The organism is Pseudomonas sp. WS 5146, from assembly GCF_012985495.1.
Classification (GTDB): Bacteria; Pseudomonadota; Gammaproteobacteria; order Pseudomonadales; family Pseudomonadaceae; genus Aquipseudomonas; species Aquipseudomonas edaphica.
This window is the reverse complement of sequence record NZ_JAAQWL010000011.1, coordinates 124,738-140,709: the sequence shown is the minus strand read 5'-3', so window position 1 is coordinate 140,709 and position 15,972 is coordinate 124,738. Positions and strand designations below refer to the sequence as shown.

Annotated in this window: 12 protein-coding genes and 1 pseudogene; 10 read left to right on the top strand and 3 right to left on the bottom strand. The window is 54.3% G+C overall.

Features of this window, described 5'->3' with window-relative positions; translation table 11 throughout:
- Positions 1 to 83 precede the first annotated feature (83 nt).
- Entirely contained in the window at positions 84 to 2,060 is a 1,977-nt protein-coding gene (locus HBO41_RS24550) for a methyl-accepting chemotaxis protein (protein ID WP_169988060.1), read from the top strand.
- A 3-nt stretch (positions 2,061 to 2,063) separates the two neighbouring features.
- On the opposite strand, the gene HBO41_RS24545 is transcribed toward HBO41_RS24550, so the two are convergent.
- The gene (locus HBO41_RS24545) at positions 2,064 to 2,978 is read right to left on the bottom strand and encodes an ABC transporter six-transmembrane domain-containing protein (protein WP_169988058.1); all 915 of its coding nucleotides are present in this window, start codon (positions 2,976 to 2,978) and stop codon (positions 2,064 to 2,066) included.
- A 111-nt stretch (positions 2,979 to 3,089) separates the two neighbouring features.
- Here HBO41_RS24545 and HBO41_RS24540 point away from each other — a divergent pair, with 111 nt between their 5' ends.
- Positions 3,090 to 3,668 carry a TetR/AcrR family transcriptional regulator gene (locus tag HBO41_RS24540; protein WP_169988055.1) on the top strand — a complete coding sequence of 193 codons (579 nt, stop codon included), beginning with the start codon at positions 3,090 to 3,092 and terminating at the stop codon, positions 3,666 to 3,668.
- Positions 3,669 to 3,752: 84 nt separating this feature from the next.
- Here the strand turns inward: HBO41_RS24540 and HBO41_RS24535 are convergent.
- A pseudogene (locus tag HBO41_RS24535) lies at positions 3,753 to 4,406 on the bottom strand (ATP-binding protein); the annotation flags it as partial.
- Positions 4,407 to 4,584: 178 nt separating this feature from the next.
- On the opposite strand from HBO41_RS24535, the gene HBO41_RS24530 reads away from it, so the two are divergent.
- Positions 4,585 to 5,940 carry a hypothetical protein gene (locus HBO41_RS24530; protein WP_169988053.1) on the top strand — a complete coding sequence of 452 codons (1,356 nt, stop codon included), beginning with the start codon at positions 4,585 to 4,587 and terminating at the stop codon, positions 5,938 to 5,940.
- 192 nt (positions 5,941 to 6,132) lie between these two features.
- Here the strand turns inward: HBO41_RS24530 and HBO41_RS24525 are convergent, their stop codons facing one another.
- Positions 6,133 to 6,939 (bottom strand): CMP deaminase, encoded by an 807-nt coding sequence (locus HBO41_RS24525; RefSeq protein ID WP_169988051.1) that lies wholly within the window; start codon positions 6,937 to 6,939, stop codon positions 6,133 to 6,135.
- An 836-nt stretch (positions 6,940 to 7,775) separates the two neighbouring features.
- On the opposite strand from HBO41_RS24525, the gene tcmP reads away from it, so the two are divergent.
- From tcmP to HBO41_RS24490, 7 genes are all read left to right on the top strand, one after another.
- Positions 7,776 to 8,933 (top strand): three-Cys-motif partner protein TcmP, encoded by a 1,158-nt coding sequence (gene tcmP / locus HBO41_RS24520; RefSeq protein ID WP_169988049.1) that lies wholly within the window; start codon positions 7,776 to 7,778, stop codon positions 8,931 to 8,933.
- 241 nt (positions 8,934 to 9,174) lie between these two features.
- Positions 9,175 to 9,918, top strand: a complete 744-nt coding sequence (locus HBO41_RS24515; protein WP_169988047.1) for a phage Gp37/Gp68 family protein — start codon at positions 9,175 to 9,177, stop codon at positions 9,916 to 9,918.
- 16 nt (positions 9,919 to 9,934) lie between these two features.
- On the top strand, positions 9,935 to 11,224 hold the full coding sequence (locus HBO41_RS24510) for a three-Cys-motif partner protein TcmP (RefSeq protein ID WP_169988045.1): 1,290 nt from the start codon (positions 9,935 to 9,937) through the stop codon (positions 11,222 to 11,224).
- Between the two features lie 169 nt (positions 11,225 to 11,393).
- The gene (locus tag HBO41_RS24505) at positions 11,394 to 12,086 is read left to right on the top strand and encodes a TnsA endonuclease N-terminal domain-containing protein (protein WP_244966752.1); all 693 of its coding nucleotides are present in this window, start codon (positions 11,394 to 11,396) and stop codon (positions 12,084 to 12,086) included.
- Entirely contained in the window at positions 12,083 to 14,005 is a 1,923-nt protein-coding gene (locus HBO41_RS24500; protein WP_169988043.1) for a Mu transposase C-terminal domain-containing protein, read from the top strand. The genes HBO41_RS24505 and HBO41_RS24500 overlap by 4 nt, the downstream gene beginning before the upstream one ends.
- The gene (locus HBO41_RS24495) at positions 14,002 to 14,889 is read left to right on the top strand and encodes a TniB family NTP-binding protein (RefSeq protein WP_169988041.1); all 888 of its coding nucleotides are present in this window, start codon (positions 14,002 to 14,004) and stop codon (positions 14,887 to 14,889) included. The genes HBO41_RS24500 and HBO41_RS24495 overlap by 4 nt, the downstream gene beginning before the upstream one ends.
- The gene (locus HBO41_RS24490; RefSeq protein WP_169988039.1) at positions 14,886 to 15,947 is read left to right on the top strand and encodes a TniQ family protein; all 1,062 of its coding nucleotides are present in this window, start codon (positions 14,886 to 14,888) and stop codon (positions 15,945 to 15,947) included. The genes HBO41_RS24495 and HBO41_RS24490 overlap by 4 nt, the downstream gene beginning before the upstream one ends.
- The last annotated feature ends 25 nt before the right edge of the window (positions 15,948 to 15,972 follow it).

Here is a 15,972-nt window from a genome sequence, read left to right as displayed (position 1 = left end):
TTATTTTCCAGCGTTTCCCACCAGATAATTTGCCGAGCTGCGCTAAGAGATCAGGATGATCCTGGCCTCGGCCAGGAGCTGTCATGTCTCAACCTCGCGCTCGGATCGCCTCCCAGTTAGGCCTCGCCTTGGCCGTTATTTTGGCGGTCGTCATCAGCGGCAGTACTGTTTTTGCCCTGCGTTCCTTGGATTCGGCCAACCTCGACACCCGTGAGGAACACCTGGCCAGCGAGGCACGCTTGCTGGCCGATCAACTCAACACCTTCCACAGCACCTTGCGCGAGAGTACTCAGCGATTGAGCGGGCTGTTTGAAAAGCGCTTTGGCGCCGGGTTGAGCGTGCGCGCGGACCAACAGGTTGCGGTGGCCGGTGTGCAGACCCCAAGCCTGCTGTTGGGCGATGAGGTGTTGAACAACAACTTCGCGGAGGTGGACGAGTTCAAGCAGATGTCCGGCGGCGTGGCCACTGTGTTTGTGCGCAGTGGCGAAGACTTCATTCGCGTCAGTACCTCCCTGACCAAACAAGATGGCAATCGCGCCATCGGGACTGTGCTGGATCACCAGCATCCGGCCTACCAGCGCCTGTTGGCCGGGCAGAATTACATCGGGCGGGCGGTGTTGTTCGATCGCGCCTACATGACCCAGTACAGCCCTGTGCGCGATGCCGCCGGCAAGGTGATCGCCGTGTTGTTTATCGGCTTTGATTACACCGATGAGCAGAAGGCCCAGTTCGACAACCTCAAGCGCTTCCGTATCGGCCAGACTGGCTCACTTGCCTTGCTGGACGAACAGAAGCACTGGCTGGTGCCACCGGCGGGTGTGCAGGCGCTGGAACAGGCGGTTCCGGTGATGCTTGATCTGGCCAAGAACCCAGGCAAAGGCCGCTTCTGGAGCGACAAGGACGAAGACTTCTACAGCGTTGCGGTGCCGTTCGAAGGCGGGCCGTGGTCGGTGGTGGCGAGCATGCCGAAGTCCGAAATACGTGCAGTCACGTGGGCGGTCGGCATTCGCCTGGTGATCGGCAGCGTGCTGGCGATGTTGCTGGCAGTAGGCGCAGCGGTGTGGTTGCTGCGCAGCAAATTGCAGCCTTTGAGCGACTTGGTGCGCCAGGCCGAAGCCTTGGGCGCTGGCGATTTGAGCGCACGCTTGAATGTGTCCAGCCATGATGAAATCGGCCAGTTGGCGAGCAGCTTCAACCAGATGGGTGAGGCGCTTTCGACCATGGTCTCGCATATTCGCAAAGCGGCAGAAGAGGTCAACAGCCGGGCTCAGGCGTTGTCCGGCCTGTCGGGTGGGGCCTATGAGGGCATGGAGCAGCAGTCCGGCGAAATCACCAGCATGGCCGGCGCAGTGGAAGAGTTCAGCGCCACCTCGCTGAACATCGCCGACAACATGGGCAATACCGAGCGATTGGCCCAGGAAAACGCCCAGCAGACGCGTATTGGCCGCACCTCAATGCAAGAGGCGTCGTCGTCGCTGGAGCATATCGCCACCGCCCTCAACAGCACGGCCACGGTGATCAACACCTTGGGCCAGCGCTCCCAGGAAATTGGCGGAATCGTCGGCGTGATCACCTCGATTGCCGAGCAAACCAACCTGCTGGCGCTCAACGCCGCCATCGAGGCGGCGCGGGCCGGTGAACAAGGCCGGGGCTTTGCGGTGGTTGCCGACGAAGTGCGCAACCTGGCCTCGCGCACGCGCCAGGCCACCGACGAAATCTCGGTGATGATCCAAAGCATCCAGCAGGAAACCGGCAACGCCATCAGCACCATGGAGCACGGCAACGTGTTGATGCAGGAAGGCCTGTCGCGCAACGCCGACGTCGCTTCGGCCCTGGCGCGCATCGACGAGCAAAGCCGTTCGGCAGGCCAGCAATTTGCTGCCATTACCACCGCGACCCAGGAGCAGAGCAGCACGGCCAACGTGCTGAGCAGCAACTTGCAAAGCATCGCATTGGCTAACAGCGAACAGCGCGAAGTGGTGTCGAACCTGGCCATTACCGCCAAGGAACTGGAAACCCTGGCGGCAGGCTTGCGGCAGGAGGTCGACCGTTTTCGTTAAGGCTTAATGCTCGCCCAGGCCTGGGTCCACGCGCTTGCCGATATCCTTGAGGCGCGCCAGTTGGTCGACCATCCCAGGCGCCTCGTCCATGCTGGTGACGAAGGTCCACAGGTAGGTCATGACCGCGTAGATGTGGCCGGCCTTGACCGCCGGCGACAAAGCCAGCTGGCTGATCGCGACCACAAACAGCAGGGCTGCCAGCGTGCCGAGAAACAGGTACGCGGCGGCCTCGCGGTCGGACAGCCAGATGCGCAGGCGTGACAGCACGTGGTAGTGGCGACGCAAGGTCGGTGCGCCGACTTTTTCCACCAGGCCGATTTCTTTCTCCAGGCGATCATTCAGGCGCTCATGCAGTTCCTGGTTGCGCTGGGCAAAGCGTGGCAGCAGCGTCACGCATAAGAGCAGGGCGGCCAGGCACGCCAGGCCGACCCAAGGCTCAATCACGATCAGCATCACCGCCGCGCCAATAATCGAGACCAGCGCCGTGGCGATAATCGGCACGTGCTTTTCAAAGAAGTCGACGAATTCGCGCGCAAGCACCACCCGTGCGGCGGATTTTGAGGTGCTGTGGTTCTGCTGGCGTTGGTTGAGAATCACCGGCACCGCAAGGTCGGCGTAGATCCGCGTAAAAGTGCGCGTATCCAGCGCCCGTCGCGCCGCGCCGACCACCCAGAACGCCATCACCACCAACGCATAGAACAATGCGCTGGTGGCATCGCCACGGATAATCGAGTCCACCGCAAACCCGGCAAACAGCGGGTAGGCCAGCAGCAGAGCATTTTCCAGCGCCACCAGTGACAGTGTGCAGAACAGCTTGCCGGGGTAGGCCTTGGCGATTGCCTTGAGCGTTTGGCCGGCGGATTGCTGGCCGATTTTCTTGCTTTCTTCAATCAGGATTTGCGGGGTCACGGATGACATGGGTGCACCAGAGGAGTGATAGACGCTATTATTGAGCGACTGCTCAAGTATCCTTGAGCGATCGCTCAAAAAGCAAGCGCCGCTTATCTACCGGCGCCTAAGGAATTGCCCATGTCGCGTATCGACCGTAAAGACCAGATCATCGTCGCCGCCCTGGAGCTGTTTCGCAGCAAGGGTTTTGCCGATGTGTCCACCCGGGACCTGGCCGAGCATGCCGGCCTGTCGCGCAGCCACGTCTATCACTACTTCAGCGACTGGAACGAACTGCGTCGCGAAGCCTTTGTGCGCTTTGCCAATGAGCAATTGGATGAAGTGCGCGAGCCCTTGGCGGATGCGCCGCCGCTTGAGGCGCTGGTGGGTTTTTTAGGTGATTGCCTGCCGAGCACCGCTGATGCCGGCTGGGCGTTGTGGCTGGATGCCTGGGACGAAGCCATGCACGACCCGCAAATGGCCCAGGCGTATCTGGTAATCAACGCGCAGTGGCAAGGCATGCTGGCTGAGGTGATTGAGCGAGGCGTGGCTGAGGGGATTTTTCGCTGCGACTCGCCGCAACGCGCGGCCCGGCAAATCTTCGCGTTGGCGATGGGGTATGCCGATGACCTGATGCTCAAGCCGTCTGTGGAATCGGCCGAGGCGGTACTGGATGAGGTCATGGAAGTGGCGCAGCTGCTGTTGGGTTTCTCCGCATAAGGGCTCGGTATTTACACCATTTCACTGTGGCAAGCCCGCTCGCCACAAAAGCCCACATGCCACAGAATTTGCGTTCATTAAGCGCTAGCCGACTGCCGCAGGCCGGTACTGCAAGGCCTCCTGCAAATGATGCCGAGCAATGTTTTCAACCCGCTCAAGGTCCGCCAGGGTGCGCGCTACCTTGAGCAGCCGGTGGGCTGCGCGCAGGGACAAGGTCAGTCGCTCGCAGGCGCCTTCCAGCCAGCCTTCATCGGCTTTTGCCAGTGTGCAGTGCTCGCGTAACCCCGGCAGATTCAGAAAGGCATTGGCGCAGCCCTGGCGCTTTTGCTGGCGTTCTCGAGCCTCTGCCACCTGCGCCGAAGCCGTCGCCGTATTATCGCCAGTGTGTTGGGTCGGGTTCAGCGCAGTGGTCTCCCGTGCCACGGTCAGGTGCAAGTCGATCCGGTCCAGCAACGGCCCTGAGAGCTTGTTGCGATAACGCTGAATCTGCTCCGGCGTACACCGACAGCGCCCGCTGGGTTCGCCCAAATAGCCGCAAGGGCAGGGGTTCATGGCGGCCACCAATTGAAAACGTGCCGGAAAACTCACCCGGTCGCGGGCGCGGGAGATCACGATATGCCCGGATTCGAGCGGCTCGCGCAGCACTTCCAGCACCTTGCGATCAAACTCCGGCAGCTCATCCAGAAACAGCACGCCATGATGGGCCAGGGTAATTTCCCCCGGCTGCGGTTTTGACCCGCTGTAGGTTTTGTTAATTAATACGACTGAAGTGCTCCGGAAGCCCCGCCTTCCGGACTCGCATTACGGAATTAAGTGCGACTGGTTTTGGAAATAGATGCGACTTCGTCTAGTAACGCTGGCAATAGGTGCGGCTATCCTAAGGAGGATTTTGAGCCATTAAGGACGCGATCTGAAAATGCACCCCATTCCTCAAAACATGTTTGATATCTACGGTCTGGCTTTGCCTTGGGGCTTAAGTTTCGTTGAATCGATGCCAATTGCTGGCTGGAGGACGGCGGATGCAGCTTCGTGGGGAATTGTGACTTTCAATGAACAGGAAAATACGTTCGGCTGCATCGCCATGCGCCAACGAGTCGATTTTGTTTGGACGTTGACGTTGGAGGCTATTGGGCTGGCGAGCTTCGACTTAGCCAAGCAACGATTAGAGACGCAGTTGATCGACGGCAATCCGCGGGAACCGGTACCGCGAAACTCAGGGAAGCGGCCGAACCTCTATAAAGTTGGCAAAAGAAAGCCAAGCAATCTGTTTGAGCAACTCAAGACCAAAAGACGAGCGATGGCCGCTTGGATGATCGGATATTTGTACTACGCGCTTCCTCAACCGGATCTCAATTGGGTGCCAGATTTCCAAGGAGAAAATCTTCATACTCGTCTCTGGGAGCTTCATCTATTTGCGTGTTTTCGTGAGCAAGGCATGCATGTAGCCCAGGATCACCCTTCGCCAGACTTCTATGTGTCTAACCGGAAGGGGGCATCCGCATGGATTGAGGCTGTGACCACAAATCCTGAAGTGCGGTATGACCATGCCACCACCATTGCTGACCCTCCGCCCGGAAATGTGATTGAGAAGATTCTGGGAGCAGCGGCAGTAAGATATGCCAAAACAATCCGAAACAAGCTTGACCGTCGATATCACGAGATGTCGCATGTAGTTGGCAAACCTTTTGCGCTCGCTCTCGCCGATTTTTATGCTCAAGGTTCAATGACCTGGAGCAGGCCTGCCCTGGTTGCTTACCTCTTCGGCTTTTACGCAGTGACGCATGAAGTCGATGGGCAGCAGGAGGCCAAACGGGTTGATGTAGAGCGACTATTAGGACCGGAGAGTATTCCGGCAGGTCTTTTCAAGTTCCCCGAGAACGCGGGTCTGTCTGCGGTGATATTCAGCAATGGATGCAGCATTCAGAAATTTGGACGTGTGATGGTTTCCATCACGGGTAATGGCAACGGCTATAGACACACTCGCGTTGGAAGCATCTTTGATCGCACGCCAGGTGCGTTGCAGGGCTTCGACTTCTGCCTTGATGTGTCGAGTGAGGAGTATCGAGACCTTTGGCCGCAAGGTTACGAACCTTGGTCAGCGGAGCTCGAGGTTTTTCATAATCCCTTGGCTTCCCACCCATTTCCAAAGGGGCTTTTACGAGAAGCGACCCACTGGATTGATAACGGACATGAGATCATCTGCGAGGCTTTTTATGAGACACAGATACTGCAGTCGAGAACGATTGTTCAACCGATATCTGACCGTAAGTAATAAATGTGACTGGATACTGAAACAGATGCGGCTGTGTCCAGATGCGCTGGCAATAGATGCGAGTATCCCTAAGGGTATCCCGAATAATCAGTAATCGCGCTCCACCTGGCCACTCGTTTGCATGGGGTTTGACCATCAGACTGGGTGGTCACCGGCAGAGGTCAACCCTAATCAGCCCTTGATGTCGGGCTACTACGTACAGTTCCGAACTTCCCATTGAAACAAGATATCGTTTTCGAATATTTCATGTAATTTTATTAAAACACAAAAGCTCGCGCCGGATGGCCTAACTATTGCAATCATTCCTTTTTTCATTCTCGCGACATGACTTGGGAATCGGAATACTGCCGTATCTGTTATATCGCTAAGGTTAGTAGTGCCTGCTGCAACCGTGACAGCACCACTGTTACTTGATAAGTCTACGCAGCCATGACTGTACTGCAAAGTCTTCCAAGAGATCGGGATGGTTCTAATGTCTGATTCGCTGAACTGCACATAGATATCAATTCCGCTGTGCACGACCGGAACACGCCGCTTTCCGCTGCTGTACACGCGATGAATGTCGCCAAATTCAAAGGTCTCCTCCTCGACAGCTTCTCGTAGCTTTCGGCTGAAGAAGCTTACGCTGATGTTATTTTCTAGGAGCTTTCTGAACCCTTGAGAGTAGATGGTTCCGTTAGGATCCAGTACACCTATAACTACCTCGGTAGCGCCTGATGAAATTATTAACTCAGCGCAAGACTCTATAGATTGGTCGTGGTGTAGTTTAACGCAAGGCTCCAAAGTCGTATAAATTGTCGATCCCAAACGCTCTGCATGGCAAAGCTTTTCAAGGGCAACTCGTTCTGCATGAACCCCACTAACTTCGCCACGATAACCGGTAGAAAGAACTTTTCCGCCCTTGGTCACTAGGGCGCCTACCCGAGGGTACTCAGAGCATTTTAGATGTTCTTCAATTGCTAGCTTCATTAAATCGTTTTTTGAGTATGCCTTATCCATGTCAGGAACCATTTTGGTGAGTATTTTGGTGAGTATTTTGCGTGAGCTTTCTGGCTGATTTCTACCCGTCAAGGCCAAGCAGTGTGCTGGTCAAGTCGAATGCAAATGAGTGGTCAAGTCAACGCAATTGCGCAGCATAATTCGGGCAAAATCGTACCCTAGGCTATTGTGATGCCCTGGAGCATCCGGAAAGATCTGCAAAATGCCCACGTGTCCTGAACTTCAAGAAGCACTTTTTTGCCATGAATGATGAGCCAGGGAAGCTTGCCAGCTGGGCCGATGGATTGGACGCTGTTATGGCAGTTCTGAACGAGGGCTAACGGAATGATCGCGGGGGAATCAGCGATCCACGAGTGGACAGCCCATTGACATCGTGACTATGGTTTGACTATTGTTCGTCCGCGCCTAGGCGTGAACCACAGGATGGCTACAGGGATCTTCGGATCGCATCCCGCTTCTGATGAGCGTCAGATGGCCCAGTGCCAGGTAACAGCGTCCTGCCCCGTCGAACGCATACAATCGACGGCTGAGAATCCCGCCTAGAGCGGGATTCGCCGTTTTTGGGCCCCTGACTTTTGCATCTTCGGTCGATTCCGCACTTCCAAAGGGCATTGCCCTGGGCTTTCTTTGCGCATCCAACGCGACCTTGTAGACGCTGAAACCCTTTTGCTTAATCTGAGTATCCGGTAAACCCACACCGGTGCGTGCGAAACTTTCGGAAAATCGTAGCGGAGTCCAGGTGGACCGACCGTGCGGGCGCTCATTCGAGCACTATTCGCACGTATCATTTATAGGGTAGTGTCCCGGCGTAAAGGGAAAACACATGGAGTGAAAACTTGCCAATACCTAAGGAATATCATGGCCGCGAACAGGCATACGTCAAACACACGATTCTGAAGACGTACCTTCAGTGCTTGTTCATGATCATCGGGCGCAAGGAAACCGTCATCAATTACGTTGATTGCTTCGCTGGTCCTTGGGCAGAGGAGTCGGATGATTTAAAAGACACCTCTATCGGTATTTCGCTTCGTCAGATGAGGGAGTGTGCCGAGACGCTGAAATCCAAGTTTAGCGCCAATGTAAAATTTCGCGCGCTTTACATCGAGAAGGACAAAAAAGCCTTCGGAAAGCTCGAAGCGTTCCTCGCTGGGAACAAGCAGCCCTCTGTAGAAGCCTCCTGCATTCAAGGTGACTACACCAGCAAGATCGATGACATCGTTCAGTGGGCGTCAGGCAATTTTACGTTTTTCTTTATTGATCCCAAGGGTTGGAAAACTGTAATCAGCGCGCCAGTTCTGGCCCCGCTCTTGGCACTGAATAAAGTCGAGTTCCTCATTAACTTGATGTACGACTTCTTCAACCGTGCTATGTCGATGAAGCCGCATCAAGCAGATGTTGAAGAACTTTTAGGAAGGCCGGTTGTTTTAACTGGAAATGAAACCTCATCCGAACGGCAGTCGCTGGTAATTTCTCAGTATCGCGAGGTCATCGGGGACTTGTATGGTGGAAAGACGGCATATGTATCAGTTGAGCGCCCAGGCATGGAGCGGGTGCTTTATTTCTTGGTATATCTGACCAGGCATCCTCTGGGCATTATCAAGTTCAAACAAGCTGCCGAAGAAATGGAGATGGTTCAGCGCGTCAGCCACTTTGAGTCGAAGGTTCGAGCACAAATCAGCAAATCTCCCATCGGCGATTTGTTCGGCTCGGACCAAGCTCTACAGCCTGTTGAAAAACTCAAAGACAATCGACTAGCAGCAAAAGAGTTTCTTCTGGCGAGACTGTCAAAAAAACCTCTGCTGATAGATTACGACTGCTGGTCAGAATTTCTTGTGCAGACTGATTATTATCCGACCGATCTTCAGCTGGCCTTTAAGGAATTGGCAAAAGAAGGCCGAATCCTAAATCTTGATGCAAATATTGCCAGGCGAAGCAAATTTCCGGTTAAGCCCGATTGGCCGCGAAAAAGTGAGCGCTGGATCCTTAATGACTGACCAGTGAGGGAATATATAGCGATATTTAGGAAACACTTGATATGATAATTGAAGGCATCTCAGTCGAAAAATCAGGCCATTCTTGCGTTTTTTTAAATCGTGCTACGTTTGGGCTACGATTTTCACTGAATATATGAATCGAAAAGATAATATGGGGTGAAGTCAGAAACGTTGAGTGATGTCAATTTGACATATCTTGCGGCATCTTACTAATATCGCGCACGAAAGGAGCGACAGTGCAATGAGTACCCAAACAAGCATTGAGTGGACCGAGATGACTTGGAACCCGGTGGTGGGTTGCACCAAGGTCTCACCGGGCTGCAAACATTGCTACGCCGAGAACATGGCTCACCGCCTGCAGGCGATGGGCACACCTGGCTACGAGAATGGCTTTCGGTTGAGCCTGCGTCCAGAAAAGCTTCAAGAGCCTCTTCTGCGCAAGAAGCCGACGATTTACTTCGTTAACTCCATGTCTGACCTCTTCCACGAGCAGGTGCCTGATGCTTATATCGATCAGGTTTTCGATGTGATCCAGCGTGCCTCTCAGCATACGTTTCAGATACTGACCAAACGAGCTGAGCGCCTGGCTGAGTATTTCAGCACGCGAGAAACGCCTACCAATGCCTGGTTAGGTGTTTCGGTAGAGGACAAGGCCTACGGGGTGCCGCGTGTTGATTGTCTGCGTAAGGTTGATGCCACCATCCGCTTTCTGTCAGCGGAGCCTTTATTGGAAGACTTGGGCGAGATTGACCTGACGGATATTCATTGGGTGATTGTCGGGGGTGAATCAGGTGCGAAGGCGCGCCCAATGCAGCAGGAATGGGTCGACAACATCCACCGTCAATGCGATGCCTTCGGTTCTGCTTTCTTCTTCAAGCAGTGGGGTGGCTGGGGCGCTGACGGAGTAAAACGATCCAAGAAAGCCAATGGTCGCCTATTGAACGGTCAGACTTGGGATGAAATTCCCTTGCTAAACCTAGCCTGAGCTAAAAGGATTTCGCGTGGCCAAGGACGAAAAATACAAATGGGATTTGTCGGCTGGTATCTATCCGAACATAGATCCTCATAGCAAAATAAAACATCAGATTATTCATGACTATATCCGTTCGTACATCACGGTGGTCATGAGTAATCAAATGATTCCGCGCATTGGCATTAATATCGTCGATGGCTTTTGCGGTGGAGGCGTTTATAAAGATGATTGGGGTCGTCGTGACCACTACGGCTCACCCATTATCGCGATAGAGGCGGTTCAAGAAACTGTCGCTGAGATAAATATTCAGAGAAACATGCCGCGGGAAGTATTGGCGCAGTATTTTTTCATAGATATCAAAAAGGCCAATATTGATTACTTGAAGGCCGTGCTTGCCACCAAAGGGCATGGCCATCGCTTGGATAAAGATATTTACGCTCTTCGCGCGAGATTTACGAATGCGCTTCCGAGCGTTATTAAAAAGATAAAGGATTTCAAGTTTTCCGAGCGCTCATTGTTTTTGCTCGATCAATACGCCTACAAAGATGTACCTTTCTCTAGCATACGAACCATTTTCAATAGTTTGACGAATGCTGAAGTTCTGTTGACTTTCAATGTTGATAGCCTGATCGACTACCTCTCCGAGCGGGATGAAAACAAGAAGGCATTACAAAATATCGATTTGGAGAAGTATATTCCTTGGGAAAAGCTGCGATCTTTTAAAGCCACCATGCGTCACGAGTGGCAGCATTTGATTCAGCGGTTTCTTGCAGAGGGGATCTTGAAAGAAAGCGGTGCTGATTTCATGACCGTTTTCTTTATTACTCCTGGTGGGCCGAATCCGCGAGCCTATTGGTTTATCCATTTGGCGAAGAGCTACCGCGCCAACGCGGTGATGAAAGAAATTCATTGGAGATATGGCAACAACTTTTCCCACTCCATGACGCCGTCACTTTTTGTGGGCTATGACACCAATAAAGATATCCAGATTACGGATCAACATGCGTTCGGATTTGGAGACGAGCATAATTTTTGTGGTGTTACGAGTAAACGCATTGAAGTGGAGCTCTCTGAAGTGCTGCCAAGGAAGATCTACGATCAACCGCAATTGTCCTTCGAACAGATGATGATGGGTATGGCCAACCACACGATGGCGGATGAGGCCATCGTAAAACAGTCCTTGCACGGTCCGATCATGAATGGCGACATTGAGGTCTTTGATAAGAACAGTCGAACGAAGCGACGCAAGGGCAGCAGCATAAAATCAAGTGACATCATTATTCCCTCTCAGCAGCGGACCATGTTTTTTACTCGCTGACGCTCCTACGCCGTAAGCCTCCTAGAATTTCGGGTCAAGCGTGCCTTCTTGGGGCGGCGAAATTTCTCGTTCGCGCAACGCTTCGCCCCCTGAACGGGGCCGAATTGCCTACATTTTTGGCCTACACTCAAAGCATGATTCCTGGAATTCGGTTGACCAGGTGAACATCATGCAGACCCACCGTATTCCCGTCGTCGCCCACCAGCAGACTCGGCCAATTGCGCCGACGAGACGCAGCCTTTCCGGCACCTATCCGCTGCGTAATGGCGATGGCATTCCCTATGAGTCGTTGCTCGAGCGTGATTTCCTTGCGCGAATGACATTTTCCAGCCAGGTGTGTGACGTTATCGCGCAGCCGGTTCAAATCCCTTTTCACGGTGACGGGGCGCGCACCCATACCTACACGCCTGATTTCCTCATCAACTATCACCTGGGTGACTGTCAGTTTGGTAACTACCCGGTGCCTTTACTGGTCGAGGTCAAACCTCGCGACCTCTGGGTTAAAAACTGGCGCAAATGGCTGCCGAAATGGAAAGCCGCCTGGCGATATGCGCGGGAACAAGGATGGGCGTTCCACATTTACGACGAGTCTCGAATTCGTGACACGGGCTTTGCCAACATCCAGTTCCTCGACCGCTACAAAGCGATGGACTTCTCACGTGAGGAGAGTGAATGGGTTGTTCAAACGGTTCGTGAGGCCGGATCAGTGCCGGTGCACTACTTGCTGGCGATTCATTTTGCCGGCATCTACCGCGGGCGCGGCATCAGTCACATCTGGTACCTGATCGCGACGCGTCAGCTCGACTGCGACATCCGTCAGCCGCTGAACGATTTTCTCGATGTCTGGATCCCCTCGCCATGAACAAGACAAATACTCACGAGGAAAAACCTCAGGCTTTTGTGCCTGATCGCGCACGTGTTTCCCTCGAGCGAAATGCGTTTGTTCGTTATGGCGAAGACGTCTACCGAATCAGCCAGGTACTGGACTTCAAGACGGTGGTCGGAATTGATGTATACAGCGGTCGCGCCTCGGCCTTGCCGGTTGAAGGCCTCAAACCGGTTGCCCAGGAGCGACTGGACGGCCTCTATGTCAATTACGACACGGAAAGCATCACCGAAGAGCAATGGGCGATTGCGAAGAAGCGATTTGAGGCCATTGAGCCATTGCTTGGAGACGTTGTTCGAACTAAGGCCGAGATCAAGGCTCGCGCGCTGCTGTACCAGGTGGACAGTGCGACGATCTACCGCTGGATGGACCGTTACAAAAGCTGGGGAGAATTGTTGGCCCTAATTCCAAGAAAACGCGGCTGGCAGGCTGGCAACGTCCGTATTCCAGCCGAGGCCGATGCGCTCATCGATGAGGTGATTCACGATTATTATCTCAGCAAGACACGTCCCACGGTCAGCAAGGCGGTCAGTGAATTTCGCATTCGTGCCGAAGCACGCGGTGTTCCCATGGTGGCCGAGTCGACTATTCGTCAGCGCATCAGCCGTATCACTGATAAGCAGTTTCTTCGTGGTCGGGGATTTGCAGATAAAGCACGCAACGCATATACCCCTTCCCCTGGCGCGTTTCCCGGCGCCGAGTACCCGCTCGCGGTCGTCCAGATTGACCATACGCCGATCGATGTAATGGTCGTCGACGACGTGCATCGTAAATCCATCGGGCGTCTCTGGCTGACACTGGCCATCGACGTGCATTCAAGAATGATCACGGGCTACTACCTGGCGATCGACGCGCCCTCGGTAATCTCCGTCGCCATGTGCGTGGCGCATTCGATTATTCCCAAGGAAGAGTGGTTGCTTGCGCACGGCATCGAAGGTGATTGGCCTGTCTGGGGCTTTCCTCGCATTTTGCACAGCGACAACGGTGCTGACTTCAGATCTGAAAGCCTGCGCAGATCCTGCTCTAACTACGGGATTGAGAACCGATTCCGCCCCATCAAACGGCCAAAGTACGGCGGTCATATCGAACGGCTGATGGGCAAGTTTATGCAAGCCGTTCATGGCCTGCCCGGCACCACTTTCAGCAATATTCAGCAGCGCGAAGGCATCGACTCCGACGCCCAGGCGGCGCTGACCGTTTCGGAATTTGAAGTCTGGCTGGTACGCGAAATTCTCAAGTACAACGCCAAGTATCACTCGAAGATCTTCATGAGTCCGCTTCATAAGTGGAATGTCGGCATTTTTGGAGGGCGTGATGACACTCCGGCGATTGGCATGCCTCCGCGGCCAGCAGACCCTTTCACCATTCAACGAGACTTCCTGCCCGCTTATGAGCGAACCGTCCAGCACTACGGCGTGGAGCTCGATGTGACGTACTACTCCGAAGCGCTGAGACCGTGGATAAACGCCAAGGACGAGTCGGGTAAGACGCGAAAATTTATCTTTCGGCGTGATCCGCGCGATATCAGCCAGCTCTGGTTTTACGATCCCCACCTGAAGCAGTACTTCAAGATCCCTGTGTCCAATCAGTCCTTCCCGGCGACCAGTGTGTGGGAGTTTCGCGCAGCCAAGAAGCAGGCCGTCGAGCGAGGGCTGGCCAATATCGACGATGACCTCATCAAGCGGCTGATCATGGAGAACCGCGAGCTGGTGGAAAGCGCCAAGACCCACACCAAAAAGACGCGTCGATTGGCCCAGCGACAGAAAATTCATCAAACAAACAAAACGCCTGCGGCGCCCGCTGCTCCAGCACCCCTCGAGCCAAAAACGATCGTTCCCCACGGTTTGCTGGGATTGCTCGACGATATGGACGAGGTGTTTGAGGAAATCCTATGAGCGATTACCCGCACATTCATCCAGATTTTCGTGCCGTCATGAGCCTGTCTGATGAGGAGCGCATCCGGTTTATCCAGGAGCCCAGGTGGATTGGGTACCCCGCCGCGCACGAAATCATTAGTGCCATGAGGGCGCTACTGACGATCCCCTCTCGTCCACGAATGCCTAATCTGTTGCTGGTCGGGGACTCCAACAATGGCAAGACGACCATTATTCGGCGATTTGTGGAGCTGTACGGCCAAGGCTATGTGAACGCCCAGAGTGAGCCTGTCAAACCCGTGATTTTGGTGGAGTCTCCTCCCGCGGCTGATGAGAAAGGACTCTATATTTCGATCCTTGAGAGTTTTTGGGCGCCTTACCGTGCCAGTGATGCCACAGCAAAATTGCGCTATCAGGTGGTTCACATGTTCCGCTCGTGTCATGTTCGCCTGTTGGTTATCGATGAGTTTCATTCGCTCCTGACCGGCTCGGCGATCAAGCAAAGGGAGGTCATGAACGCTCTCAAGCTGCTGTGTAACACCCTGGCCATACCGATCGTGGGTGTGGGCACCTCTGATGCCGTTCGGGTGCTGCACACCGATCCGCAGCACGCCAGTCGTTTTGATGTGGTCGCTCTTCGCCGCTGGGAGCCGTCTCCAGACTTTCAGCGCTTGATCAGATCTTTTGAGTCGATTCTTCCTCTGCGACAGGCTTCCGTGCTGAGCAAACCTGAGCTTGCGCTGGCTTTGCACTCGATTTCGGGCGGGAACACAGGTGATCTTCATCGCTTGCTCATGGAATGTGCCAAGGACGCGATCATCACGGGCAGCGAGAAGATCACTAAATCCACCATTGAAAAGCACGCCTGGCTGCAGCCTACGCGTGGGATCCGGGAGCGGGTGTGAACCGCTGGCCGCTGTATCAACCGATCCAGAACGATGAGCTGCTTTCCTCGTGGCTCCTCCGTAATGCGCTTGCTCATGGTTGCGCGCCGTTGGCTTTTTGCGGAGCGCTCTGGCCTGGCGCACGTTTATGGACAAAGGATCTGGATTACGGGCTGGATGAGCGTTTTCTGCGGCAGTTTGATAGCGCGGATTTTCCGGGCGTTGCTTTATCAGCGAACCGGTTCAAGAGTGCGATCAAGACCCTTTCCGGCGTTGACGTCAGAGATGCCAATACCCGCTGGTTACTCTCGTTAGGCATGCGTAACCGACGGCATTCCTGCGGACTTCAATATTGCCCGATGTGCTTTGCAGAGGAGATACCTTATCTGCGATTCCAAGGGCGTTATGCCTGGTATACCGGTTGCCCGATTCATGGCTGTCGTCTGTCCAGTCGATGCCCCCGGTGCCACGCACCTATCCAGCTTCACCTGCTCGTCCCGCCCGAAATCAACTGTTCCACCTGCCATGCATGCGGTGCAATCTTGGGATCTGTATCAGAGCTAGAACCCTGCCTCCCTGATGCACTGGTTCTGCAGTCAATGGCGGACAATCAGCTGTATGGCCGTTCTGATTCAGCGCAAGAGTGGTTTGAATACGCCTATCTGCTGGTGTCGCTGTTGCGGTACGCATTGCGTAGCCGTAGTGCGCCTACGCTGAACTTGCTGAGTCAGCTGGGGGTTGAGCTCGGGTCCGGGCACAAAGTGAGTAGCGGCCTACCCTTGGAGTTGCTGGAGGTGAGCGAGCGGATGGAACTCATGGCGTGGTTGGCCCCATTGGTCGCGCACTCTCCTGACCAGGTCGCGCAGGTAATTGCGAGGCACCGCTTGCCCGTGTCTATGTTCGGACGAAACTGTAAAAAAACTGCGATCGGAACAACGGCTGGGTTGTTGTGCTCAGCTGCGGCCCCCGCTGCCCATAAGGCTTCACCGACGGATCGCCACTGGCATTCGAACCGGAAAACGGTGGTACGTGAGTGGGCTCGTCTGCAACGCAAGATATTTGCCTATGTCCACTCTTGACCAATCTAGCGGCTGCGATGAATGC

What these genes read in the sequence shown, in the direction of transcription:
- HBO41_RS24550 (WP_169988060.1), top strand. Translation starts at nt 84, where the DNA reads ATGTCTCAACCTCGCGCTCGGATCGCCTCCCAGTTAGGCCTCGCCTTG.
- HBO41_RS24545 (WP_169988058.1), bottom strand. Translation starts at nt 2,978, where the DNA reads ATGTCATCCGTGACCCCGCAAATCCTGATTGAAGAAAGCAAGAAAATC.
- HBO41_RS24540 (WP_169988055.1), top strand. Translation starts at nt 3,090, where the DNA reads ATGTCGCGTATCGACCGTAAAGACCAGATCATCGTCGCCGCCCTGGAG.
- HBO41_RS24530 (WP_169988053.1), top strand. Translation starts at nt 4,585, where the DNA reads ATGCACCCCATTCCTCAAAACATGTTTGATATCTACGGTCTGGCTTTG.
- HBO41_RS24525 (WP_169988051.1), bottom strand. Translation starts at nt 6,939, where the DNA reads ATGGATAAGGCATACTCAAAAAACGATTTAATGAAGCTAGCAATTGAA.
- HBO41_RS24515 (WP_169988047.1), top strand. Translation starts at nt 9,175, where the DNA reads ATGAGTACCCAAACAAGCATTGAGTGGACCGAGATGACTTGGAACCCG.
- HBO41_RS24505 (WP_244966752.1), top strand. Translation starts at nt 11,394, where the DNA reads ATGCAGACCCACCGTATTCCCGTCGTCGCCCACCAGCAGACTCGGCCA.
- HBO41_RS24500 (WP_169988043.1), top strand. Translation starts at nt 12,083, where the DNA reads ATGAACAAGACAAATACTCACGAGGAAAAACCTCAGGCTTTTGTGCCT.
- HBO41_RS24495 (WP_169988041.1), top strand. Translation starts at nt 14,002, where the DNA reads ATGAGCGATTACCCGCACATTCATCCAGATTTTCGTGCCGTCATGAGC.